This is a genomic window from Paenibacillus lautus NBRC 15380, from assembly GCF_004000945.1.
Classification (GTDB): Bacteria; Bacillota; Bacilli; order Paenibacillales; family Paenibacillaceae; genus Paenibacillus_AQ; species Paenibacillus_AQ lautus.
The window spans coordinates 123,659-148,087 of the sequence record NZ_BIMF01000006.1 but is presented as its reverse complement, the minus strand read 5'-3'; the positions used below and the strand labels follow the sequence as shown (position 1 = coordinate 148,087).

At 50.1% G+C, this 24,429-nt stretch carries 24 protein-coding genes; 14 read left to right on the top strand and 10 right to left on the bottom strand.

Translation table 11 applies throughout. The features are described 5' to 3' along the window. Nucleotides 1-91 precede the first annotated feature (91 nt). Complete coding sequence (locus tag PLA01S_RS13455; protein ID WP_127592658.1) at nucleotides 92-1,096, bottom strand: sensor histidine kinase; 1,005 nt, start codon at nucleotides 1,094-1,096, stop codon at nucleotides 92-94. Beyond that, nucleotides 1,093-1,782, bottom strand: coding sequence for a response regulator transcription factor (locus tag PLA01S_RS13450; RefSeq protein ID WP_127592657.1), 690 nt, complete (start codon nucleotides 1,780-1,782; stop codon nucleotides 1,093-1,095). The genes PLA01S_RS13455 and PLA01S_RS13450 overlap by 4 nt, the downstream gene beginning before the upstream one ends. A 260-nt stretch (nucleotides 1,783-2,042) precedes the next feature. Between PLA01S_RS13450 and PLA01S_RS13445 the strand changes: the two genes are divergently transcribed. From PLA01S_RS13445 to PLA01S_RS13425, 5 genes are all read left to right on the top strand, one after another. Beyond that, nucleotides 2,043-3,554, top strand: coding sequence for a copper amine oxidase N-terminal domain-containing protein (locus PLA01S_RS13445; RefSeq protein ID WP_246059478.1), 1,512 nt, complete (start codon nucleotides 2,043-2,045; stop codon nucleotides 3,552-3,554). Between the two features lie 261 nt (nucleotides 3,555-3,815). Further along, complete coding sequence (locus tag PLA01S_RS13440) at nucleotides 3,816-4,769, top strand: DMT family transporter (RefSeq protein WP_127592655.1); 954 nt, start codon at nucleotides 3,816-3,818, stop codon at nucleotides 4,767-4,769. A gap of 134 nt (nucleotides 4,770-4,903) precedes the next feature. After that, the gene (locus PLA01S_RS13435; protein WP_127592654.1) at nucleotides 4,904-5,146 is read left to right on the top strand and encodes a helix-turn-helix domain-containing protein; all 243 of its coding nucleotides are present in this window, start codon (nucleotides 4,904-4,906) and stop codon (nucleotides 5,144-5,146) included. Between the two features lie 4 nt (nucleotides 5,147-5,150). Next, nucleotides 5,151-5,669 carry a peptide deformylase gene (gene def, locus PLA01S_RS13430; RefSeq protein ID WP_127592653.1) on the top strand — a complete coding sequence of 173 codons (519 nt, stop codon included), beginning with the start codon at nucleotides 5,151-5,153 and terminating at the stop codon, nucleotides 5,667-5,669. A gap of 232 nt (nucleotides 5,670-5,901) precedes the next feature. Continuing rightward, a complete protein-coding gene (locus PLA01S_RS13425; protein WP_127592652.1) occupies nucleotides 5,902-6,879 on the top strand; it encodes a ring-cleaving dioxygenase in 978 nt (325 codons plus the stop codon). A gap of 86 nt (nucleotides 6,880-6,965) precedes the next feature. On the opposite strand, the gene PLA01S_RS13420 is transcribed toward PLA01S_RS13425, so the two are convergent. After that, the gene (locus PLA01S_RS13420; protein ID WP_127592651.1) at nucleotides 6,966-7,370 is read right to left on the bottom strand and encodes a YybH family protein; all 405 of its coding nucleotides are present in this window, start codon (nucleotides 7,368-7,370) and stop codon (nucleotides 6,966-6,968) included. 132 nt (nucleotides 7,371-7,502) lie between these two features. On the opposite strand from PLA01S_RS13420, the gene PLA01S_RS13415 reads away from it, so the two are divergent. Both PLA01S_RS13415 and PLA01S_RS13410 read left to right on the top strand, forming a co-directional pair. Continuing rightward, nucleotides 7,503-7,841 carry a winged helix-turn-helix transcriptional regulator gene (locus PLA01S_RS13415; RefSeq protein ID WP_127592650.1) on the top strand — a complete coding sequence of 113 codons (339 nt, stop codon included), beginning with the start codon at nucleotides 7,503-7,505 and terminating at the stop codon, nucleotides 7,839-7,841. Nucleotides 7,842-7,970: 129 nt separating this feature from the next. Next, nucleotides 7,971-9,521, top strand: coding sequence for a BCCT family transporter (locus tag PLA01S_RS13410; RefSeq protein ID WP_127592649.1), 1,551 nt, complete (start codon nucleotides 7,971-7,973; stop codon nucleotides 9,519-9,521). Between the two features lie 70 nt (nucleotides 9,522-9,591). Here PLA01S_RS13410 and PLA01S_RS13405 read toward each other — a convergent pair whose 3' ends face one another. The 5 genes from PLA01S_RS13405 to PLA01S_RS13385 form a co-directional block, all read right to left on the bottom strand. Further along, nucleotides 9,592-10,074, bottom strand: coding sequence for a hypothetical protein (locus PLA01S_RS13405; RefSeq protein WP_127592648.1), 483 nt, complete (start codon nucleotides 10,072-10,074; stop codon nucleotides 9,592-9,594). 160 nt (nucleotides 10,075-10,234) lie between these two features. After that, nucleotides 10,235-11,245: a FecCD family ABC transporter permease gene (locus tag PLA01S_RS13400; protein ID WP_127592647.1), complete on the bottom strand. Its 1,011-nt coding sequence runs from the start codon at nucleotides 11,243-11,245 to the stop codon at nucleotides 10,235-10,237. Beyond that, nucleotides 11,242-12,252: a FecCD family ABC transporter permease gene (locus PLA01S_RS13395; RefSeq protein WP_127592646.1), complete on the bottom strand. Its 1,011-nt coding sequence runs from the start codon at nucleotides 12,250-12,252 to the stop codon at nucleotides 11,242-11,244. The genes PLA01S_RS13400 and PLA01S_RS13395 overlap by 4 nt, the downstream gene beginning before the upstream one ends. A gap of 72 nt (nucleotides 12,253-12,324) precedes the next feature. Beyond that, nucleotides 12,325-13,302, bottom strand: coding sequence for an iron-hydroxamate ABC transporter substrate-binding protein (locus PLA01S_RS13390; RefSeq protein WP_127592645.1), 978 nt, complete (start codon nucleotides 13,300-13,302; stop codon nucleotides 12,325-12,327). Continuing rightward, nucleotides 13,226-14,098 carry an ABC transporter ATP-binding protein gene (locus PLA01S_RS13385; protein WP_127592798.1) on the bottom strand — a complete coding sequence of 291 codons (873 nt, stop codon included), beginning with the start codon at nucleotides 14,096-14,098 and terminating at the stop codon, nucleotides 13,226-13,228. The genes PLA01S_RS13390 and PLA01S_RS13385 overlap by 77 nt, the downstream gene beginning before the upstream one ends. A gap of 324 nt (nucleotides 14,099-14,422) precedes the next feature. Here PLA01S_RS13385 and PLA01S_RS13380 point away from each other — a divergent pair, with 324 nt between their 5' ends. Beyond that, nucleotides 14,423-15,472: an NAD(P)/FAD-dependent oxidoreductase gene (locus PLA01S_RS13380; protein ID WP_127592644.1), complete on the top strand. Its 1,050-nt coding sequence runs from the start codon at nucleotides 14,423-14,425 to the stop codon at nucleotides 15,470-15,472. A 78-nt stretch (nucleotides 15,473-15,550) separates the two neighbouring features. Here the strand turns inward: PLA01S_RS13380 and PLA01S_RS13375 are convergent, their stop codons facing one another. Next, nucleotides 15,551-16,162: a TetR/AcrR family transcriptional regulator gene (locus tag PLA01S_RS13375; protein ID WP_127592643.1), complete on the bottom strand. Its 612-nt coding sequence runs from the start codon at nucleotides 16,160-16,162 to the stop codon at nucleotides 15,551-15,553. Nucleotides 16,163-16,333: 171 nt separating this feature from the next. On the opposite strand from PLA01S_RS13375, the gene PLA01S_RS13370 reads away from it, so the two are divergent. From PLA01S_RS13370 to PLA01S_RS13345, 6 genes are all read left to right on the top strand, one after another. After that, on the top strand, nucleotides 16,334-17,512 hold the full coding sequence (locus PLA01S_RS13370) for a YhgE/Pip domain-containing protein (RefSeq protein WP_127592642.1): 1,179 nt from the start codon (nucleotides 16,334-16,336) through the stop codon (nucleotides 17,510-17,512). Between the two features lie 206 nt (nucleotides 17,513-17,718). Beyond that, complete coding sequence (locus PLA01S_RS13365) at nucleotides 17,719-18,363, top strand: response regulator (protein ID WP_127592641.1); 645 nt, start codon at nucleotides 17,719-17,721, stop codon at nucleotides 18,361-18,363. Then, nucleotides 18,360-19,484 carry a sensor histidine kinase gene (locus PLA01S_RS13360; RefSeq protein ID WP_127592640.1) on the top strand — a complete coding sequence of 375 codons (1,125 nt, stop codon included), beginning with the start codon at nucleotides 18,360-18,362 and terminating at the stop codon, nucleotides 19,482-19,484. Before PLA01S_RS13365 ends, PLA01S_RS13360 begins: the two co-directional genes overlap by 4 nt. Before the next feature lie 213 nt (nucleotides 19,485-19,697). Beyond that, nucleotides 19,698-20,633: an ABC transporter ATP-binding protein gene (locus PLA01S_RS13355; protein ID WP_127592639.1), complete on the top strand. Its 936-nt coding sequence runs from the start codon at nucleotides 19,698-19,700 to the stop codon at nucleotides 20,631-20,633. Between the two features lie 29 nt (nucleotides 20,634-20,662). Next, entirely contained in the window at nucleotides 20,663-21,781 is a 1,119-nt protein-coding gene (locus PLA01S_RS13350; RefSeq protein ID WP_127592638.1) for an ABC transporter permease, read from the top strand. Further along, entirely contained in the window at nucleotides 21,781-22,932 is a 1,152-nt protein-coding gene (locus PLA01S_RS13345; protein ID WP_127592637.1) for an ABC transporter permease, read from the top strand. The genes PLA01S_RS13350 and PLA01S_RS13345 overlap by 1 nt, the downstream gene beginning before the upstream one ends. A gap of 73 nt (nucleotides 22,933-23,005) precedes the next feature. On the opposite strand, the gene trpS is transcribed toward PLA01S_RS13345, so the two are convergent. Then, nucleotides 23,006-23,989 carry a tryptophan--tRNA ligase gene (trpS, locus tag PLA01S_RS13340; protein ID WP_127592636.1) on the bottom strand — a complete coding sequence of 328 codons (984 nt, stop codon included), beginning with the start codon at nucleotides 23,987-23,989 and terminating at the stop codon, nucleotides 23,006-23,008. Nucleotides 23,990-24,429 lie beyond the last annotated feature (440 nt).

Here is a 24,429-nt window from a genome sequence, read left to right as displayed (position 1 = left end):
ACTCCTTTGTTATCTGTCCTTATCATAAAGGAGTCGAGGGGCCTTTTCCTTCGATTCGCCGAACAAAGCGCAAAAGCATGTGACATTGTTGTCACATGCCGGTAATGCTTACGACATCATTCCGTTTCGGAAAGATCAAGGTGAAGGTGGTGCCGATCCCCGGCTTCGATTCCACCTGAATGCGAATCAGCAGGGCATCGGCTACTTTTTGCGCCAGATAGAGCCCCATGCCGGTTGCGGCATGGTCCTGATGCGAGGTGGTTGACGTGAAGCCTTTGTCGAAAATCCGGGGCATGTCCTTCGGATCAATGCCGCGTCCGGAATCCTGGATGGTAAGCCTGACATGATCATCCTTGAGATCGCTCTCGATGATGATGTCCGAAGCGTTGCTGTATTTGACCGCGTTGGTCAACAGCTGGCGGACTATAAAGCCCAGCCACTTGGCATCGCTGAGCACTTCCGTTACCTCAAGGGAAACGTCAAATCCGATGCCTTTCTGCATGCACCAGGACTTGAGCGCACGTATTTCCTGGAAGATGATCGGCTCAAGGGCGGCTACCTCGATCAACAGATCATTCCGGATAAAGGGGATGCGCTTCTGGTGCAGCTGCTGGTCAAGCAGCAGGTGGATGCGGAGCCACTCATACTGGAGCTGCGCTTTTAACGTCTCATCTTCCATGCGCTCGATCATCAGCTGCATGGTGGTGAGCGGCGTTTTCACTTCGTGAATCCAGGATAACAGCTCGTCCTTCTCCCCTTGTATCTCCGTCAGACGCATGGAGGATTCCTTCTTGAAACGCTCGGTCTGAAGGGAGAGAATATCCATGGCAACCGCCTCAAAGGGGTGCTCCGGCTCGCTGATGGCGGCTAAATCGTAGGTGTCATCCCACGCCTGCAGGCTTTTGTAAAATTTGGTTTCCCGGTTGTATCTTACGACCAGAAATATGATGAAGAACAATGTCGACAAAAAAACGATATAGAGGATGGACAGAAACGGGATCTGGGAATCCACTGCGGCTATAAACAGGAACAGCAGCTGCAGAAACAGGAAGAACAGAATCCAGCTTAGTCGTTCCCGGATGTAGGCCATCATCATGCATGGGCCTCTTCCGTGGCGATATAACCTTGTCCCACCTTGGTTTCGATGTAAGGATCAAGACCGAGGGGCTCCAGCTTCTTGCGCAGCCGATTGATGTTGACCGTTAAGGTATTATCGCTGACAAAATGCTCGTTGTCCCATAAGCTCTTGATCAGATCCTCCCGGCTGACGATTTGATTCTTTCGCTCCATGAGGATTTTCAGAATGAACATTTCATTCTTAGTCAGTTCAGCGGTGCCCTGGGGGCTGCTAATCGTATTTTTGCCGAATTCAACGGTGGCTCCGCGCCATGTTCTGAGCTCGGTCCGCTCGGTGTTGTAATTGTATACTCGGCGCAGGGTGGCCTGGATTTTGGCTATCAGGACCTCGAAGTGAAACGGCTTCTGAATGAAATCGTCCGCGCCAAGCTGCATGGACATCACCATATCAGTGGGATGATCCCGGGAAGACAAGAAGATAATCGGCACGTTCGAGTGGGAACGAATCATTCGGCACCAATGGAACCCGTCAAACTTCGGCAGCTGGATGTCGATAATGACCAGATCGGGCTGAACCGCTGTAAATTCCTGAAGTACGGCGCTGAAATCCCGGACGCCATAAACGTTATACGACCATTGCGACAGGCGCTCCTGCACTTCATGGAATAGGGTCACGTCGTCTTCGATTAACATAATTTTAAACAAGAGATTCACCACGCTTTATAAGGTTGTTCAGGTTGTTCAAAGCCCCTTTGCAAACCTTCCCGGCTGAAAAGTTGACTGTTGAACTTGCACTTTACGATCAGCATTTCATTCCCAGTGTATAGCAAAATGTCGATATGTGCTATCAGTGGGCACCCTTCCGCGAGTGCGCATAGGACGAGGCTTAAATACCTATTTACAAACATTTCCTCCCTTCCCATAATAGAAATGAGCCTATGACCTGGGAGGGGACAAATATCGTTATGTATAAGAAGTTCAAATGGTTGACTGTACTCGTTGCAGCTGTGCTGGTTGTCATGACAGGATGTCAGGCAGTCGGGGGACTGGATATCAACAAGGCGTTGCTTACAAGTCTTGATGTTAAATCCAGTGAATCCAAGGCAAGTATTCGATTCGAGGTGGTGCCATCAGACAAGGCCCTATCGACTGAAGATAAAGAAGCGATTGATCTCATTAATTCGTTATCCCTGAATATGGATCATGCCATCGTACAGGATAGCAAAACGGTGTCCATTCAGGGCAGTGTCCAATATTCGGACAAGAAGATTCCACTTCATATATCCATGGATTCCAAAGGAATGGCGATTCAATTGGAAGGCGCCAAGCAGCCGTTCTATCTATCGATGGATACGACCGTTCCCGGGCTGCCTGATACCAGTCAGTATGAGCAGGCGATTCAAGATGTCGTGAAGAAGGCGGCAGGGCTTGTGCTGAAGCATTTCCCGAATCCATCGACAATCACGGTGAAGTCCGCTCAGGAGAAGGTGAACGGGGAAAGCTTGAACCTGACGCATCTCCATATGGAGCTGACGGGCGAAGAGATCTTGAACATGGTTAAGCCTTTCGCCGAAAGTCTGCTTAAAGACGAAGCCGGCTTGAAGCAGGTGATCGGCGATGCTTATGATGCCATTTATCCGATGATCACCAGCATCGGCGAGGCCTACGGCGAAGACGTAGAACTCCTGCCGCAGGAATCCAAGGAAGAGGTCGTTGCGTCGCTCTACGATATCGTGCATGGCGGACTGACCGAATTCACGGAGAACTATGATGAACAGAAGGAACAGCTATTGGAGGAGCTTCCGGGATCCGAAACGGTCTTCGGCAAGGGTACGATCCTCAAGCTGGACTATTTCTTCGATGACCAGCTGAACACACGCAAGAGTGCGCTGGAGCTGAACATCGCACTTCCGGCTTCCGAGGAACTGCCATTGAAGTCCTTCAAGGTTTATTCCGAGAGTGAAGCATGGAACATCGGCGGTGCGGTAAAAGCCAATCAGGTAGACACGTCCAAAGGCGTGCTGGACGTCCTGAATGAATCGGTGACGCCGGGTCAAGTGCTACGGAACTTTGAGAAGGATTCCCTCATCTATAATGTGTTGAAGGATGATCTGAAGATTACGCAAAAAATGATGTTCCTCAGCCCCTCGAGCGATGATTATGGATATGGTGTCATCAAGAAGAACAATCAGAGCTTCGTTCCGCTTCGTTACCTGGCAGATCAGTTGGATGCCGAAGTGAAGTGGGCCAAAGGCTCGAAGAAAATTACAGTCATCAATGATCTGACAGGGGAAGAAATCGTATTGACCGTAGGCTCCAAAACAGCCAGCGTCGGCGGTAAAAATGTGACGCTGCAGGAAGCTCCATTCGTTCATAGCAATGGATCTACCTACGTTCCGCTCCGGTTTATGGCAGAAGCGCTCGGTGCAACGCTTCATCTGGAGGGCGACGGCTGGATTTCGGTTCAACGTGATTAATGATTATGGTTATTGGTAACGGGCATGCCTAGGTATGCCTGATACGACACGTATACAAGTTAAAGTAGGGGGCTGTTTCCTATCATCTTGGGATGATGGAAACAGCCTTTTTGTCATTACTTCCTTCATCGCATTTAACTGTACCGGTACAGTTGGTGTTATTTCAAATCGTAACGGAGTTCTTCCTGCCGTAAGATAAGTAGCAAATGCATCAACCTTTTGGTTGTCATGCAAAAGAGAAGATGAAGGAGATCACATATCATGAATACATCGCATACAAGCCGTGCCTATGCCGCTGCGATAGGATATACGGCCATCATTGGTTTTTCGTTTATGTTTGTGAAGTTGGCTCTGATCGTTGCTAACCCGCTGGATACGCTGGCACACCGGTTCACCATTTCGTTCATTGTTGCATCGATTGCGCTCCTCATGGCCCGTAGAAAGGTCAAGCTGGATCTGAAACGGCTGCTGACCATCGTGCCGCTGGCCATATTCTATCCGTTCCTGTTCTTTACGCTGCAAACCTTCGGTTTGGTTTACACCTCTTCGGCCGAGGCCGGGATCATACACGCTACCGTACCGATCTTTACGTTGCTCTTGGCGTCACTGTTTTTGAAGGAACGCTCCAGTTGGGCACAAAAGCTGTTTACCGTGTTGTCAGTGACAGGGATCATCTCTATATTCGTGCTGAAGGGCGTTTCCTTCGAGACATCAAGTACGCTCGGAATTGTATTAATTCTGCTGTCGGCGCTTTCCAACGCGATATACAGCGTGATGGCCCGCAAGTTGACGCAGAAGCAGTCGGTACTGGATATTACGTTCATCATGTCACTGATCGGATTCGTGCTGTTTAACCTGATGTCGGCTGCTCAACATGCTGCGCAGGGGACGCTCGTACATTATTTTGACCCGTTTTTGCATCCGTCCTTCGTATGGGCCGTTCTGTATCTTGGCGTGTTGTCCTCCCTTGGAACATCGCTACTGTCCAATTACGCATTATCCCAGATGGAGGCATCCCGGATGGGCATCTTTAACAATCTGGCCACCGTGGTCACGATCTTTGGAGGTGTCGCCTTCTTGAATGAAGAGCTGGCTTATTATCATGTCATCGGGGCAGCGCTCGTCATTATCGGCGTGATCGGAACAAGCCTTGCAGGGAGATCCAAGAGCGCTAGGCGGAAATCGCTCGAACGGAACGAATCCAAACCTGCTTAAGTGTCCCGAAGGGTCATCAAGATTTGTAGAGAACTACTTTCGTTAGACCCCTAAAAAATAGGCTTGAGATATTAGGGAGTACCTAATAAAATAAGGTGTGAGCTAATATTTGAATGGAACGGGAGGGGGACCCTTTGCTCGAATGGATGCTACGTAATGTGATGGCGGAGAGAGGGATATGGTCGGGAGCGGCTTTGGCGCGGCTGATGAAAAAGAAGGCGAATTACAGCCTGTCAGCTGCTTCCATTAGTGCCTTGCTGACGAACCAGCCCAGGCAGATGAAGGCAGAGACGTTAGATGCCCTTTGCACAACCTTAGAGTGTACTCCAGGTGACTTATGGGTGCATACACCTCCTTCTAGAACTAAGGGGGCTTAAGGAAATGACGGTAAAAGCTATTGTGCCATTCGGTGATCCGATCTTGCGAAAGATCGCCCGGCCAGTCGATACCGTAAATGCCAGAGCATTGAAGATTCTGGATGATATGGCTGAGACGCTGTATGACAGCGAAGGGCGTGCTGGTCTTGCCGCACCACAAGTCGGTATATTACGAAGACTTATTGTCATGGACTGCGGAGAAGGATTGATCGAGCTGATTAATCCAGAAATCGTAGAGATGGACGGGGAACAGATAGGCCCCGAAGCTTGTCTCTCTTATCCAGGGTATTATGGATATGTGAAGAGAGCCAATAAGGTTAAGGTAAAGACATTGAATCGTCAAGGCGAGACGGTGATTCTAGAAGGCGAAGATTATCTGGCCAGATGTATGCAGCATGAGATTGATCACCTGAACGGCATATTGTTTGTGGACCATGTACGGGATGGGTGGTTGTATCATGAGGAGACGCATCAACGCATCGAGCTGTTTCCTATCATTGGGTTATCCAATACAGGGGCATAACGGACAGATATGAAGAGTCTCTTATGAGAAAAAATAGAACGGCCGGATGTTTTTATGTCCGGCCGTTTTTGTATATCATGCACGGCTATACTGGGGTAATAAATTTAGAAGGTTGACGGAACAGAATTGTCGTGATATTATTATCTTAAATTAAAGATGTTTTAAATCGAAATAATAATTCATGAAGGTTGGGCAAACACTTTCTAAATAGAAGAGACGGAGGAATTTAATTATGAACGGATTAAAAGGAATTCACCACGTAACAGCCATTACGAGCAGTGCCGAGAAGAACTACGAGTTTTTCACCTATGTGCTTGGCATGCGGCTCGTGAAGAAGACGGTTAATCAGGACGATATTCAGACATACCACCTGTTCTTTGCAGATGACAAGGGCAGTGCCGGCACAGATATGACCTTCTTCGATTTTCCGGGGATCCCGCAGGGCAGACATGGTACAGACGAGATTTACAAAACCTCGTTCCGTGTCCCTAACGATGCAGCACTCGAATATTGGGTCAAGCGATTTGACCGGATGGATGTGAAGCATCAAGGCATTCAAGAGTTGTTTGGCAAAAAGACACTCGCCTTTGTTGATTTTGACGATCAGCAGTATCAGCTCATCTCCGATGAGAACAACGAGGGTGTGGCTTCAGGAACTCCTTGGCAGAAAGGACCGATTCCGCTGGAACATGCGATTACAGGACTCGGCCCGGTGTTTGTACGGGTGTCCAACTTCGATAATTTCAAGGAAATGATGGAGAAAGTACTCCAATTTACTGAAATCGGCAAGGAAGGTTCGCTTCATCTGTTTGAGGTGGGTGAAGGGGGCAATGGCGCACAGGTGGTTGTCGAGTACAACGCCGTGCTTCCCAGAGCTCAGCAGGGCTTCGGCACCGTACATCACGCGGCCTTCCGGGTCGAGGACCGCTCGGTGCTGGAACATTGGATCAAGCGTCTGGACGACTTCCAGTTCCATACGTCAGGCTTTGTAGACCGCTATTTCTTCCAGTCCCTGTATGCGCGAGTTGCACCGCAAATTCTGTTTGAGTTCGCAACCGACGGTCCGGGCTTCATGGGTGACGAGCCATATGAAACGCTGGGCGAGAAGTTGTCCCTGCCTCCGTTCCTGGAGCCAAAGCGCGAGCAGATCGAGCGTATGGTTCGTCCGATCGATACCGTTCGCAGCACGAAGGAATTCGTGAAGGAATAAAGTAATGAATATCAAGAAGCAATCCGCTTGTTTACGACAAGGGCGGATTGCTTTTTTTGTATCGCCGAAATAATGGACTTTACTATTCATTCCACTTCATCCGAACCAAACGGATGATCCACGATGTACAGCCAGCTTCCGTCAGGCTGCTGTCTCACGATCTCGGAGGTATGTCCTTGAAGCACCAGCGGTTGGCCATGCGGGTCTGTCGTCTGCAGGGTGAACCGAGCACGCATCATAGCGATATTTTCAAACGGGATACAGTATAAATTGGTGGAGATCATCGTACCTTTGAGCAGCAGCAGTTCCTCTAAAGTATGACGGAAGGAATGAATTCCGATCTCCAAGCTTCCATTGCTGTGGACATGAATACTGTTCGGTTCATACAACGCCAGCACCTGATCGATGTCCCCTGAGTTATACGCGTCAGCAAATGCAGCATTCATATTCTCGGGCTTCCAGACTCGGATTGCGGGAATGGATGGTTTCATTGAATCTCCTCTTTCTGTATGATGATAGCAATAGCCTATCTGAAAATGAAAGCTGTGATAAGTACGCACAATTTTATGACATAGTCATCTATTTATGACCAATCACCAAACCAAGGGGGTTGAGCAATACATATGCCATATCAGGATGAGAGGTATGGGTGCCCGGCTGAAGTGGGCTTGCACATGATTAGTGGGAAGTGGAAGCCCCGAGTACTGTATGAGCTGTTTCGGGAAACCCTGCGTTTTGGTGAGCTGCATCGGAGAATACCTGAAGTATCAAGGCATGTGCTTACCGTGCAATTGCGGGAGTTAGAGGAGAGCGGCATCGTGAAACGGACGGTGTATCAAGAGGTACCTCCCAAGGTGGAATACTCCATAACGGAGTTCGGTACCCTTTTTAAAGCAGTGCTTGAGCAAATGGTCATTCTGGGCGAACTGTATATCGATTCTCAGCAGATTCCTAACGAATAGTACTTCATGTTAGCCTCGATCAGAAGAATAACCCCATGCTGCACACATTTAGCGATTAAGTACATCAATTCTGGTTTAAATACAAATACTGTATAGGAATGGATGACTTAATAGCCTGAGGTGGAGCATATGAAAGGGAGTTTATTCAAGAACATCGTGTTTACGGTTTCGGCCGTCATCATTACCATTCTTGCTATTCTAGGGGCTGCTATGCCCGGAGCTTTCGGTGAAGTGGCAGGATACTTGTATAGGTTCACGACGAATACGTTCGGCTGGTTCTATCTGCTCTCGATCTTTGTGATTATTATCTTTCTGATCTGGGTGGCAGCCAGTAAATACGGCACGATTCGTCTTGGCGGAGATAAGGAGAAGCCAGAGTATCCGTTCTTCACCTGGATCGGAATGCTGTTCTCTGCGGGGTTTGGTGTAGGGCTGGTGTTTTGGGGTGTGGCTGAACCCATGAGCCATTTTTTTAAGACACCCTTCGGCGGCATCGAAGCACAAGGTGTAGACGCTGCACGTGTGGCTATGGGCTATTCTTTTTTTCATTGGGGCATTAGTCAGTGGTCCGTGTTTGCCCTTGTCGGACTTGTGATCGCGTTTCTTCAGTTCCGTAAGCAGAAGGATGGGCTGGTGTCTACAGCGCTTGAGCCTGTCACCGGCTCGAAGCGCGGCGTGAAGAATACGATTGATATCCTCGCGGTAATTGCAACGGTCATGGGTATCGCTACTTCTATTGGACTTGGCGTTCTGCAGATGAGCGGTGGGTTGAATACCATCATGGGAGTTAACAATGGCGTTGGGTTGCAGTTATTGATGCTGGGGATTATTTTTGTGGCTTATATGATTTCGTCGACAACGGGGCTGGATAAAGGGATTAAATACTTAAGCAACCTGAACCTCGCTATGGCGCTCATTTTTTTATTGTTTGTGTTTGTTAGCGGCCCCTCCGTTTTTATTCTGGAGACTTTTACACTGGCACTGGGCGATTACATTACAAACTTCGTATCGTACAGCCTGCGGCTCCAACCCTACGCCGAAGGCACATGGGTACGGGAATGGACGATCTTTTATTGGGCCTGGGCGATTGCTTGGTCGCCGTATGTAGGAGCTTTCGTGGCGCGGGTATCCAAGGGAAGAACGGTTCGCGAATTCATTGTGGGCGTGATGGTCGTGCCGCCGGTCATTGCTTGTCTGTGGATCGCTGTGTTTGGCGGGACCGCCATCTGGTTTGATCTTCATGAGAACACCGGGATTGCGGCAGCCGTTAATGCAGATGTCACGTCGGCACTGTTCCAATTGTTCAACCAATTGCCGTTTTCTTCAATCATGAACGTGCTGGCGATTATACTCATTCTGACGTTCCTGGTGACATCGGCCGACTCAGCAACCTATATATTGGCCAGTATGACCACCTACGGCAGCCTGAACCCTCCTCAAATGGCAAAAATCGTGTGGGGCACGCTCATGGCAGCCATTGCCGGCGTCCTGCTGTATGCGGGCGGACTGGAAGCGTTGCAGACAGCTTCGTTGATTGCGGCCTTCCCGTTCACGGTACTGCTGCTGTTGATGATTGTTGCGGTAGTGAGGCTGCTGAGCCGGGAGCCGATTCCGATTCGGAAGGCTGATCTGAAGCGGTTCCGCCGTCTGGAGGAAGCGGCCAACCGGGGCAGGAAGTGAAGATAAGCGCGAGGCGGAACGAGGTTTTTTATTACCTGCGTGACATAGAGGGCATCCATGCGGTGCCCTTTTATTTTTTAAGGAGATAGGCTCGGAAAAGACGGCAACCATAGCCAAACCAGTACAAGCACAAGAAGGACATGTGCAGGTAATAGGCATACCATGAGCATAGCCCAAGGGATTTAAATAATCCGTGTATCCAATGGAAACATAGGATGTTCAGGATCACAAAGAGATATATGGGGAACTGAAGGAGGATTCGTTTCTTTAAGGATCCGGACTTTATGTTGTCACCCGGGGTGTAGGATTGCTCTCCATCTACATATGTTCGATCCAGATCGACATACAGCTCGCCGGCAAGGTAACCTGTGAGGTACGTTCCTACGATGGCGAAGTTGATCCAGCCTGCAGTCTGTCGAGGCAGCCCGAGGTCGATCAAGAGGCCGAATATCCAGAATATGCATAGTAAACTGATCGTCACGATGATCCATAGAGGAAATGTTAACATCCATCGCTTTGCAGCTGAATCGATCACTTCCTTTAATTTTGCCATAATACCTCCCTTTTGCTTACCGAGTTAATTATCCTTATATTACCTTATTTATGAACTCTATGTATGAGATGAAGTGATTCACTGTATATAAAAAAGCCCTTATTGCACCTGAAAGAGTGCAATAGGGGCTTTAAGCGTTCAGTTGAAAAGAGAATAACCATTATTTTTTCTTAAGCAGCAAATACATAAAATATGGCGCGCCGATGATAGCAACCATAATGCCTGCTGCGATACCGTCGGGATCCACAATGTTGCGTCCGATCGTATCTGCGAGCAGCAGCAGCCAGCCCCCGATTAATATGGCAATCGGAATGTACATCTGATTCCGCGGACCAACCAGCGCTTTGGCAATGTGTGGGCCCATGAGCCCGATGAACGTAATGCCGCCCGTAACCGACACCGCGGATGCTGCAAGCGCGACGGCGGCCAGAAGCAGCACAATGCGTTCCTTCTCAATCGAGACGCCGACACCGATCCCTACAGGATCGCTTAACCCCAGCAGATTCATGCGCTGCGCTTTGTACAGGGTGAACGGAATCAGGATGATCAGCCAGGGCAGCAGCGCCACAATGAAGGGCCAATCGGTGCCCCATATCCCGCCCGCCAGCCACTTGGCGATAAAATCGACCTTGGTCCGCTCGGCAGATGATGTGAGCACAATCATGACGCCCGAGAGTGCCATGGAGAACCCGACACCGGTCAGCACCAATTTAACGGGCTGCAGGCCTTCGCCTTTCCGGAAAGAGAACAGGTAGATGCCCACGGCCGTCAGCACAGCCCCGATAAATGCCGCCAAGGGCAGCATGTAGATAAAGGAGCCTGCTTCGATCGGGAAGAACAGGAAAAATACGGCCACGCCGACCCCGGCTCCCGAGTTTATTCCGATAATACCGGGATCCGCGAGATCATTTCGGGTAATGCTCTGCAGAATGGCACCTGATAAGGCGAGTGCCATTCCGGCCAGCAAAGTAATGAGCATGCGCGGCAGGCGCACATCGAAGATAATGAATTTCTCTTTGAAGCTGCCTTGGCCCAGCAGGGTTGGAATAATCCGGTCATAGCTAACGGACGAATAACCGAGACCCAGACCAACGAGGACCGTAACCACTGTAAGGATCAACAAGACCAGAAACGTAATGCGTTGTTTTCTTAATAACGACGGATGAATCATGACAGTCCCCGCCCTCCTTTGCGTACGATAAACAGGAAGAAGGGCAATCCCATGATGGCGATCAGAGCGGCTACGGGCGTTTCGTAAGGAGCATGCAGCGTTCGTCCGACCGTGTCGGCAAACAGCATGAAGATGGCGCCCACCAGAGCGGACATCGGAATGACATGGCGGTAGTCGGTTCCGACGATACCACGGACGATATGGGGAATCATCAGGCCGAGGAAGGCCAAATTCCCCACCAAGGCCACAGAAGTTCCTGCCAGGAGGACAATCACGACAAACAGGATGCCCTTGATAGCAGCAATGTTCTGTCCCAAACCGACGGCGACTTCTTCACTCAGGCTAAGGATGGTCAGCTGTCTTGATAACACAATGGCAATCATAATTCCAATAAGAATAAACGGAAATATCGTCTGCAGCTGTCCCCATGATGTGCCGATCACACCGCCTGCTGTCCACATGGACACATCCTTGGATATTTTAAAATAGATGCCGATTCCTTCGGCGATGGCATACAGGAATGCGGATACGGCTGAGCCAGCCAGCACCATCTGCAAGGGAGAGAAGCCGCCTTTTCGCATGGCTCCGATGCCGAAGACCATCACGGCACCGACCGCTGCTCCGATGAAGCAGGCCACCATAATGCCAAAATAATTGGCAGCCGGCAGGAAAGCCAGCGTGAAGGCAAGCGCTGCATTCGCCCCGCTGGTAAGTCCGAGCAGGCCGGGATCCGCTAGCGGATTGCGGGTAATACCCTGCATGATAGCACCGGAGACCGCGAGCGCGGCTCCGACCAAAATGGCGGCAACCTCGCGGGGCAGGCGAATTTCGCGAAGGACGGATAATTTCTCGCCCTCCATCGAGGTGGTAAGGGCAAGCCATACATCCTGGATGCTGGTTTCAGCTGCGCCGAACACCATCGCAACGACAAACATGCTCATAAATACGATGATGCCCGCAATCAATTTGACGGAAAAAGGAATGGACCGTTTCGTAGGCATTGTCATGGAATCATCTTTTCATCTTAAAGTTGGAGTATTCAAACTAAATAAATCGGAGCAATGGCAGCAGCCTATGTCCTAGCTGCCCAAAAAGTGTTCCGTAATGAACTCGAGCTGGTACTCCAGCGTGGTTGCATCATTAAAATAAATCCGGTTTCCGTCTGCTTCGAACACGCGGCCATTCTTCACCGCCGGGATTTGCTTATACGTCTCGGTTTGCTGGAAAGACGTATCGGCATCCGCAAATTTGCTGAGTATGACATAGTCGCCGGCATACTCCGGCAGCACTTCAGCAGAAAGGGCATAATAGCCGTCCTTCAATGCCATTTCTTTCACTTTTTCCGGCATGTTCAGCTTCATTTCCTGATACAGGATTTCCGTACCGCGGCCCCAGTTATCGCCGTATACATAAAGCTGCTTATCAAAGCTCTCGATCACGGACACGGTGGCGTCTTCCCCGATCTTCGCGCGAATTTCATCGCCGGCTTTTTGCGCCCGCTGTTTGAAATCGTCGATCCAGGCCTGGGCTTCTTTTTCTTTGTTCACCAGCTTGCCGATTTCAAGATGCTGCGTCAGATAATCGACTTTTCCGTAGGTGAAGGTAACGGTTGGGGCAATCTCTTTCAGCTTATCCACGTTCTTGATATTGGACAGGCCGATGATGAGGTCGGGATCCAGTTCGATGATTTTTTCCAGGCTTTCATCCGTCACTTCTTCGGCATCCTTGATTTTGTCCGCAAATGCGGGATTGGCCTTGGACCAGGAATCAACGCCCACCATGTTGACGCCGAGTGCAAGCAGGTCGCCTACGTAGGAGGACAACACAATGACGCGCTGCGGATTGGCAGGCACCTCAACGGGTCCGTTCTCGGACTCGTATGTAATGGTCCCGGATGGGGTTTCGCTTTGTTCCGTTTTAGGTGTTTCGGTGGTTCCTGTATTGCTGCTGCTCGTTTCCGCAGGCTTGCTGCTGCAAGCACTAAGAATGAGCAGCAGCGCTATAAACGGGATGAGTAGTTTCTTCGTAGGTGTCGTTTTGCTGTGTTTTGAGTACATCCTCTTTTTCCCCTTTTAAAAGATTGTATGTTATACAGATCGGTTTTGCCGTGCGTGGATCGCGGCCGATCTCGGCATCGATATGGAATACTTTCTTTAATACGTCATGTGAGATGACGGCTTCCGGATCTCCGGCCTGGATGATATCTCCATCCTTCATCGCGATAATGTAATCAGCGAATCTCGCGGCTTGGTTTAAATCATGCAGAACCATAACAATGGTACGCTCCTGCTCGATGTTAAGCCTCTCCAGCAGTTCCAGGATCTCAAGCTGATGCGCCATGTCCAGATACGTGGTCGGTTCGTCAAGGAAGATCATTTCAGTCTCCTGAGCCAGTGCCATCGCAATCCATACCCGCTGTCTCTGTCCGCCGGACAGAGCATCCACCGAGCGATATTTGTAATCCTGGGTCCCGGTAACCTCCAGCGCCCAGTCAATTACTTCCATATCCTGCTTGGTCAAGCGGCCAAAACCGCGTTGATGAGGATATCGGCCATAGGAGACAAGCTCGCCAACCGTCAATCCGCCCGGTCCTTCCGGAGTCTGGGGCAGAATGGCCAGCTTTTTCGCCAGCAGCTTGGTATTCATCTTGGCGATTTCTTCTCCATCCAGAATGGCAGCGCCGGACTGGTAAGGAATAATGCGGGTAACAGCCTTCAAAAGAGTGGATTTGCCGCAGCCGTTAGGCCCAATAATGGTTGTGATTCTTTTATCGGGAATATCTACGTTAAGACGATTCAATATCAGATTCTCGCCGTAACCGACGCTTATTCGATCTGTACTTAGGCGAATCATCATTTCACCTCCAGAGTAGTTAGCTATCAAACGATAATGATTCTCAATTTCATCCATAAATATAATGGGGGGCCGCGTCATTGTCAATAAATATCTTAATGGAAATTTTAAATAATATTCATGTTTCAACCGAATTATATCCATATATAGATTGGCTGGGTGTTACATGCCTATATATAGGCGAAATTGTGACAATATGAATTTTTTCTAAATGTTTGATTGTAAAAAGGTTGAAGGCAACGTATACTAATTGATAATGATAATCATTTACGTTACAAGGTGATCACAAGCAGCCTTTTAATCTATAGACCGGGAGTGAAATGCATGAGTGGGAAAGAGATATTTGATGTAACGGTTATTGGTGGAGGACCAGCAGGATTATATTCTGCTTTTTATAGTGGACTGCGCGGCATGAAGACCAAGATTATAGAATATCAACCCATGCTTGGCGGGAAGGTTCACGTCTATCCGGAGAAAATGATATGGGATGTCGGCGGACTGACGCCCGTTCCGGGCGCGAAGCTGATCGAACAGATGGTTCAGCAAGGTCTGACGTTTAATCCCGAAGTGCTGTTGAACGAGAAGGTTGAATCGATCGCCCGCAATGAGGAAGGGCTGTTCGAATTACATACGGCGAACTCCGGCGTGCATTTGTCTAAAACGGTTATCGTGGCGGTTGGAGGAGGCATCCTGAATCCGCAGAAGCTGGAGATTGAAGGAGCCGAGCGGTTTGAGGTTTCGAACCTGAACTATACGGTGAAGTCCCTGCAGCATTTTAAAGGCAAAACCGTCATTGTGTCCGGTGGAGGGAATTCAGCCGTGGATTGGGCGAATGAGCTGGAGCCTGTAGCGAAGAAGGTGTACTTGGCCTACCGCAAGGACGAATTGTCAGGCCATGAAGCCCAAGTCGAGCAGCTGATGAACAGCACGGCTACGTGCCAACTTAATACATCGATTACGAAGCTCATTGCTTCGGATAATCATGAGGTAATTGAGCGGGTAGAATTGACCAATAATGCGACAGGGGAAATTTCCTATCTGGCGGTTGACGAAGTCATTATTAACCATGGCTATGAACGGGATATGTCGCTGCTGGAGAACAGCGAGCTTGATATTCACCGCGTGGATGACTACTATATCGCGGGCAACGCAAGCTGCAATTCTTCCATACCGGGACTGTATGCTGCTGGCGATATCCTGCATTTTGACGGGAAGCTGCACCTGATTGCAGGCGCCTTCCAGGATGCCGCGAACGCGGTGAACAGCGCGAAGCAGTTCATCGAACCGGATGCCAAAAAATACGCGATGGTCTCTTCGCATAACGAGATGTTCAAGGAGCGCAATCGCGAATTAGTGAAGCAATTGATCAATTAGCGTACGCGTGCATGCGTGTATATGCTATTTAACTATAGAAGAGAAGCAAGGGAATCCCCGCTTCTCTTTTTTGCGTTCTTATTGTTTTTTTATAATCCCTGAGGTAATCAACGGGCCGTAGTTGATCAGTTGCGTCATCATGATCGCCATTTCCCTTGCGGATTTATTCATGCCGGACTCGATCCAGTGTATAACTAAGCCAATATTGGCGGAGGTCATATATGCAATCAGGTAATCGCTCGGAATGATCTGATTCTCGTCCGAGGGAATTCTGAACGCATGCTTAGCAAACATATGCTCCTTCATGAACTCCCTGAATTGTCGAACGAAGGACATGTCCCCATTAGGTCCGACAATGGCCTTGATGAAGTCGGCATGACGCATGAGCTCCTCGAATATTTGTTCTGACGCCGGATAAGGCTCTCCCTTGTCCGCATAGTCCCTGGAATCCCTGGGATCGATATGGACCACGATGTTCTTAATCTTCTGAAGCACCTCTTCTTTGAGCTTATCCAGCATATCCGGCACATCCCGATAATGCAGATAGAAGGTACCGCGGTTGATATTTGCACGATTGGCGATATCGGTGACGGTAATCGCGCTAATGCATTTTTCGTCCATGAGCTCAAACAGAGTTTGCCGCAACAGCTGATTCGTCCGGATTTGCCGGCGATCCGTCTTTTTGGCCAAGGAATTCCCCTCCAGTACAATTTGAACACTTAATCAACAGAATGCTCGTACACTGATGAGTAATGAACACTCCGCTGAAAGCTGATGATTGAACATATTTCTCTCTTCATTATAATTAACGCTGTGATCATTAATCAACAGTTTGTTCATTAACAACGAGGAGTGGTAGATATGGGTTTCTTAAGACAAAACATGCTGTGGATCGGCGCATTGGTTGTCATTCTGGTGCTGTCGATCTTCGGCGTAGCCATGATGGGATCGATCGCGGGAGCGAAGCCGAAGTCCCTGCCCGTTGCACTGGTCGTCTTGGATCAACCGGCGGAGTTACCGAACGGCGAACCCCTTGCTGTTGGCGACATGATAAAGGGGATGCTGCAGGGAAACTCGCAGATGCCCATTCAGTGGGAGATCGTGAATTCGGAAGCGGAGGCACGGGAAGGGCTCGACAGCCAGAAGTACTATGGAGCCCTCGTGCTGCCTGAGGACTTAAGCGCGGGCATCTTGTCGCTGCAGTCGCCTTCTCCGAAGCACGCTGTGGTTCAAGTGCTGGTGAACGAGGGGATGAGCACGCAGGCATCCGCGGCGGTGAAACAGATGGTCGGGCAAGCGATGAAGATGGCAGGAGCGCAGCTCTCCGAGCAGGCACTGACCATGATCAGCGTGCAGACGGATATGCTGCCGGTAACAACAGCACAGGCTCTCCTTACCCCGTTTGAGGTGCATGAGGAGGTTGTTCACCCTGTCGGGGTTAACCATGCAAGCGGCAATGCGCCGGGCATGCTGGTACAGATTTTGTGGATCGGGTGTCTGATCATTAGCGTATTCTTGTTCCAGGCGCTGCAGAAGGCAGTGGCCGATGGCAGCAGCAGGGGAACCACGATCGTGTTGCAGGGCGCTGCAGGTTTGCTGCTGGCCGGTCTGGCTTCCGGTTTTCTGGTGTGGATGGCATCCTCCTGGTATGGCATGGAGCTCGCGGACGGGGGCGGTGTATGGTTGATGCTGTGGCTGGCCGGTTCCGCTTTTTTCCTCCTTCAGTCGACCTTGCTCAACTGGATGGGAATCCCGGCAATGGGGATTCTGGTGCTCCTGATGTTCTTCTCGATGCCGCTTCTCAATATGGCGCCGGAGTTTCTGCCGCAGGCAACGCAGGATTGGCTGTACTCGTGGACGCCGCTCCGCTTTGCTGCTTCGGCACTAAGAGATGTGATGTATTTTGATGGAGTTTCCGCATCTTCCGCGAATGCTGCTGTACTATGGTCTATTGCCGGAGGTTTCCTTGTTCTGCTGCTTGCCTCGGTGCTGAAGAAGGGGAGCTTTTCCGATAAAAGAAAGTCGATGACCGCTTCTTAATAAAATAGGCTGGTGATGGGCAGTGTGGGGTATGTACCCGCACTGCTTTTTTGCTTTGCTCAAGCAGGTTGGTACATGTTAGCCGGGAACATGACATGGCAAAGGTTAGCATCGTGACGGTCCCCCTTTTATTTAAGTGAATAAAATACTATCGTTCTTCAAGATGACAGCCTGTATAATCCTGAATAAGGGAGTGTGAGCGTAAGTTGAAGATTAAAGTGATCATAGCGGACGATAATTCGTTTATCAGGGAAGGCATGAAAATCATTCTGGCCACGTTTGATGAGTTCGACGTGGTAGCAACGGTTGAAGACGGCCAGGAAGCGGTCACCTATTGCGAAGCGCATGAAGTGGATGTGGCGCTGATGGATGTCCGGATGCCGAATCTAAACGGCGTTGAGGCCACGAAACAGCTCACGGAGCATACCAAGACCAAAACGCTGATCTTGACGACCTTCGACGACGATGAATACATTACCGACGCGATCCTGAACGGCGCCAAGGGTTATCTGCTGAAGAATAACGATCCGGAACGGATTCGCGATGCGATCAAAACCGTGTACCACGGCCATCATGTGCTGCAGGACGTCGTGCTGGATAAAATCAAATCCGGGCTGAAGCCGGACAAGGAAGACAGCGGTACCAAGTTCGACCGGAGTCTGTTCACCGAACGGGAACTGGATATTATGGCGCTTATCGCCAAAGGGCTGGCCAACAAGGAAATCTCGAAGAAGCTGTTTATTTCCGAAGGCACCATTGCCAATCACATCACTTCGATTCTCAGCAAGACAGGTCTTGAGCATCGAACCCAGATTGCGATTTTTTATCTGACGGGGGAAGTGAATAAGTGAGCGAACGCCGAAATTATGCCGAATCGTGGATCATCGGCTTTAAAACGATTCTGTTCCTGTATGTGATCAGCCAGTCGTATGCCTCTGATCTTGAGATTACGCCATGGTATATACTGGTCATGCTTCTCTACCTGTCCGTGAATGTATCCGTCTATATTTTCAAGAGCCGGAATGCACAGCCGTTCTTCATGGTACTGGCTGTTCTTGTTGTCGCGGCTTCCTCATTCTACATCCATCCGCTGTTGTTCATGCTGCTTCCCGCGAACCTGTATGAGCTGCTGTCTTTATACCTTCGCAGGAGCTGGATGATCCTGGTTCCCCTGTTGGTTCCAGCGCTTATGGTGCCTCACGAACTTGTCATTACCTATGTCTTTATATCCGTTCTATCCTATATCTATCTCACGATGCTAAGAACTTTTGTAAGCCGAGTCGCATCCTATCAGGAGCAGAATGAGCACATGCATCTTGAACTGGATCGGCTGACCGAGCGGCTAAGCGAAAATAATGAGTACATCCGGCAGTTTGAATATATGTTCAAGCTGGAAGAGCGAAACCGGCTGTCTCAGGAGATTCATGATAAAATCGGGCATTCCATGACGGGTGCATTGATTCAGATGGAAGCGGCCAAGCGCTTGATGGCAGCGAATCCGGACAAGTCCGCCGAGCTGCTGCAGAATGCCATCTCGATCTCCAAAGAAGGCATTGAGAGCATCAGGCTGGTTCTGAAGAATGTGAAGCCGCCTACGGAACAGCTCGGCATCAACCGGATGCGTTTATTTCTGGAGGAGTTCTCCGCTCAGCATTCGATCAAGACCGTATTGACGCATGAGGGTAATGTCGATCGAATCTCGCCACTGCAGTGGAAAATCATTCAGGATAACACCCAGGAAGCGTTAACCAACACGATGAAATATGCTCATGCAACGGCAGTCTCGTTACATATTGAGGTTCTGGGCACCATGATCAAGGCCAAGGTCAGCGACAATGGCAAGGGCATGCAGAAGGTCATCAAGGGTCTTGGGATCGTAGGCATGGAGGAGCGCGCCGCGGTCGTGAATGGAACCGTGATCGTGGATGGCTCCAACGGCTTCTCAGTGACCACTTTGATTCCTTACAGCTAACAACTGGTAAGCCTGATTTGGCGGAAGAGGGGCATCGGGTCGAGGGGACTTCCTTTCCCCCAAAGGGTGAAGATTTGAGCCCTCAATAACATGAAGATTCTCATGGGTAAGGATGAACTTGTGCACTATCGCAAGGGCATCCTTTTTTCGTACGATAAATGCAGATCAAGTCCACCGGTTGATGCGTGGATGGAATATGGAGGCGAAACGCGTATGAACGTGCTGGAGATCAAAGGGCTCACGAAGAAGTTTGGGGATTTCATTGCGGTAGATCAGTTGTCGCTAAACATACGGGAAGGCGAGATCTTCGGCTTCCTGGGCGCGAACGGAGCTGGCAAGAGCACAACCATCAATATCATATCGTCGCTCATGCCCATGACCAAGGGAGAGGTTCATATCCTGGGCAAGAATCTGGTGAAGCATCGAAAGTTCGCGAAGCAGCAGATCGGCATGGTTCCGCAAGAGGTCGCGATTTATGAGGATCTGACCGCCTATGAGAATGTTCATTTTTTTGCCGGATTGTATGGATTGAGAGGATCGGAGCTTAGGAGCAGGGCAGAAGAAGCGCTCGCGTTCGTCGGACTTAGTGACAAACATAAGATGTACCCGAAGAGTTTCTCCGGGGGCATGAAGAGAAGACTGAACATCGCCTGCGCAATTGCCCACAGACCGAAGCTGATCATCATGGATGAGCCGACCGTAGGCATTGATCCTCAATCAAGGAACTATATTCTGAACTCGGTCAGGAAGCTGAACGAGATGGGCAGCACGATCCTGTACACGAGCCATTATATGGAGGAAGTGGAGGAGCTCTGCACCCGGATTGCCATTATCGATCACGGCAAGATCATAGCGGAGGGCACGAAGGCACAGCTGAAGGCTATCATCACGGACCAGAAGGATATCGGAATTGAAGTGCAATCGGCCGCCCATCTCGAAGTGAGCAAGTTGGAGGAGATTGCAGGCGTCAAAGCGGTTGAAGTGAAGGAAAGTATCGTGCACATCAGCTCCGATGCAGAGGTGAATAACCTGAATAAAATCATTCAACAATTCACGGCGCAAGGCATTGAAATTCGTTCCGTTCAAGCCTCCGAGCCGAATTTGGAAACGGTATTCCTGACGTTGACCGGCCGGAGCCTCCGGGATTAACAGACCAGGGAAGAGGGAGGTGGAAGGATATGAATGTACTGAGAATCGCGCTGAAGGAGATGAAGATCGTCCGGGAAGTACGGATGCTGGTATTCATGCTGGCAACGCCGGTGCTGCTCATTCTGATCCTGGGAACGGCGCTTTCGAATGCTTTTAACGGGAGTACTGCGATTGGAGACATTCGAGTGTTATACCATAACAGCGGAGCAGAGCCCGCGCTTATGGAGCAATGGGAGACATTCATGCAGGAGTCGGAGCGTTCATCAGGCATGATGTTTGAGCAGGCCAAGGAAGGCATGGACGGAGGGCAGGAAGTAAGAAACAACCGGTATACCGGTTACGTGGAGATTGGCGCTAACGGTATTAGCTACGAGGGAAACAGCCGGAGCAGCATTGAGAACGGGATTGTGCAGGGGATGCTGTCTGCATTCACCGATCGGTATCGGCTGTCAGCCGAAGCCGCAAAGATGGATCCGGAATATGAGAACAAGCTGCTTGTTAATGATGGAGAGAGCTATGTGGTTGAGTCTTCCATTCAGGGAGCGAGGCAGCCGGGTTCACTTGATTATTTTGCGATTGCGGTGACTACGATGATCATTCTGTATAGCGCCTTGACGGCAGGCGGATTAATCGATAGTGAGCGAAAGCGAAATACCGCGCATCGCCTATTGGCCTCACCGGTAACGAAAGCCGAGATTTTTGCCGGAAAAATATTGGGCACGCTCTTGATCAATGCCGTATTTGTCATCATCGTTGTGCTGATCAGCAAGTATATGTTCAATGCGTATTGGGGTGAGAACCCGGTCATGGTATTCCTGGTATTGTTGACCGAGATTCTGTTTGCGCTCAGTCTCGGGCTCGGGATCAGTTACGTGCTGAAGGGAAATGCCGCCGGGGCTGTCATCATGGTCATTATTCAACTGGCTGCGTTCTTTGGCGGAGGGTATACGCCGGTTGCGAGCACAACGGGGTTCATGAGGGAGGCCGCAACGTATTCTCCCCTGCATTGGTCCAATGAAGCTCTGCTGCAGCTGATTTATTCGGGTAACGGGTCGGCAGCCATGAATGCGATGATGCTAAACGTCGGTTTTTCCATCCTGCTATTAGCTGTAGCCATGATTTCAATGCGAAGAAGGGAGGGGCTGTAATGATGAAGGATATGCTCTGGCTCATTCGTAAGACGATATTGACCTCGTCGAAGGATTATAAAAATCTGCTGCTTGTGATCGCGCTTCCTATTGTCGGCATTCTGCTATCCACTTTAATCTACAAGGGTTCCGGAGAGATTTCTGTCACCATTGGCATCGTGAATCACGATGTCGAACAGAAGGTCACGCAAGATACGATCGATTTTATGGCTCAATTAGAACATACCGAGACTTCGATCATTAGGGAATCGGAAGCGGATGACTTGATTCTGTCGGGTGAGCTCGACGCGGTGCTGGTCTTCCCGGAGGGGTTTACGCGAGGCGCAATGCTAGGGACACCCAAGCCGGTTCGGATCGAATCGATTAAGGGAGCTCAGGTTACGGGGTATGTAAAGTCATATCTGAACGCATACGTCCAGAATATTTCATCCATGGGGAGGATAGCGGGTGGCGATGCCGCCGCGTTTAACGACCTATACAGCGGTTACCAGAATTCAACGTTTCATTTGTCTACGGCTAAGGTTGCGGATCAATCGGCCAATCATGATGTCACCAACCGGACGATCGGTTACTTGGTTGTGTTCATGTTATTCTCCGCCGTGAATCTATCGGCATTGACGATCCGGGATCGCGAGAATCGTACGTACTATAGGCTATTATCGTCACCTATTACGGCCCGCAGCTACGTCTTCTCGAATGCCATCGTGAACATCGTTCTGATGATGATTCAGATTGCGGCCACCTTGTTTGTTTTGACCCGGTTCTTTCATATCGAGCCAGGCATTCCGTTATGGCAGATGTTTCTGATTCTGTCGCTGTTCGCTCTGGTCGCGGTCAGTTTATCGCAGGTCATTGTTGCATTCTCGGACAGCACCATGATGGCGAACGGAATCCAGACGATGGTGATTATGCCAACTTCGCTGCTGGCAGGGTGTTTATTCCCGATCTCCGTGATGCCCGAAGCGGTTCAGCGAATCGCCGATTTCCTGCCGCAGTATTGGCTGCTCGATACGTTCGGCAAGCTTCAGCAAGGAGGCGAGCTAAGCGACATTATGCTAAATGTGGCGATTCTGCTGGCTTTTGCCTTGGCCTTATCGCTGGTTGCTACCTACAAGTTTGGGCGGAATCGGGATACTCAGAGTTATGTATAAAAAATAAGCAGGGCGCCCCTTGATCTGATTCCTAAGCAGGATGAAGATATCAAGGGGACGCCCTGCGGTTCTTTCAGAACGTGACGAATCCCATCGCTTTCTTGGCGGCAAGAAGCGTTGTGCTGGCGGTTTCGGCAGCCCGCTTTGCCCCGTCCATCAAGATGCGATCAAGCTCGGAGGAATTCACGATTTGATGGAACTTCTCTTGGATCGGTTGAAGTTTCTGGATCACCACCTCGGCTAATTCCTTCTTGAACGTGCCGTATCCTTGCCCCTCATACCGTTTCTCTATGACGGAGATGGCTTCCTCGGAGAATACGGAATAAATCTCGATCAGATTGCTGACTGCCGGCTTCTGCTCCCAGTCGTGTCGGACCTGGCCATCGGAGTCGGTAACGGCCTTGGAGAACTTCTTGCGGATATCCTCCGGCGTATCCATCATGTGGACGCAGCTGTTTTTGTTCGGGTTGCTTTTGCTCATCTTCTTGGATGGATCGTCAAGCCCCATGACGCGGGAGCCAATATCCTGAATGATCGGCTCGGGAAGCGTGAATGTGCGGCCATACCGGTTATTGAAGCGCTCGGCCACATCACGAGTCAGTTCCAAATGCTGCTTCTGGTCGTCCCCGACAGGCACATGCGTTGCCTGATAGAGCAGCACATCGGCAGCCATCAGGACCGGATACGTGAACAACGCGGAGCTCACGGTATCTTTTCCGTCCGATTTCTCCTTGAATTGGGTCATACGCTTCAATTCCCCGAAATGCGCTTGCGTCTCCAGCAACCATCCGAGCTCTACATGTGCGGGAACCTGGGATTGCAGAAAGATCGTCGCTTTATCGGGGTCGATGCCCGACGCGATGTACAGAGCGGCAATGTCCCGCGTGCGCTGGTGCAGCTCCTTTGGATCCTGATAGACCGTTACCGCATGCAGATCCGGAACGAAGAAATAGGACTCGTACTCATGCTGCATGTTCACATACTGACGGAGAGCACCACCATAACCGCCGATATTCAAATCTCCGCTCGGCTTGATACCTGACAATAATCGCTGCATAACACACCTCCTGATTGTTTGTGAACAACACAAAAACACCTCATCCCTCTATGGGACGAAGTGTAACTCCGCGGTACCACCCGAATTCGACTGTACGGTCGCTCTTTAGCATGACGTGGAAATGGGGAAAATGCACCATGATTCCTGCCATATCTCCCAAAATAACGGTGGAGCGCCGTCAAGGCCTACTGCCCCGGGACAGCCGGAGGTTCGGGTTGAAGCGAGAAGAGCCATTCACTTTATTCCGGGGTACCGGGCCTCGCACCATTCGCCGGTTCGCTTGGACCCCGAGAGATAAGCTACTATTTCTTCTCATCGCCGTGTGGTATGTTGTTCTTAAATTCATCTGCGCAGCTCTTTTCGAATCTGAAGAGAGAACAAGATGAGTTGAAGAGTATCATTACATAGGTGTTAAGTGAATGTCAAGAGGGTGTGGGGAG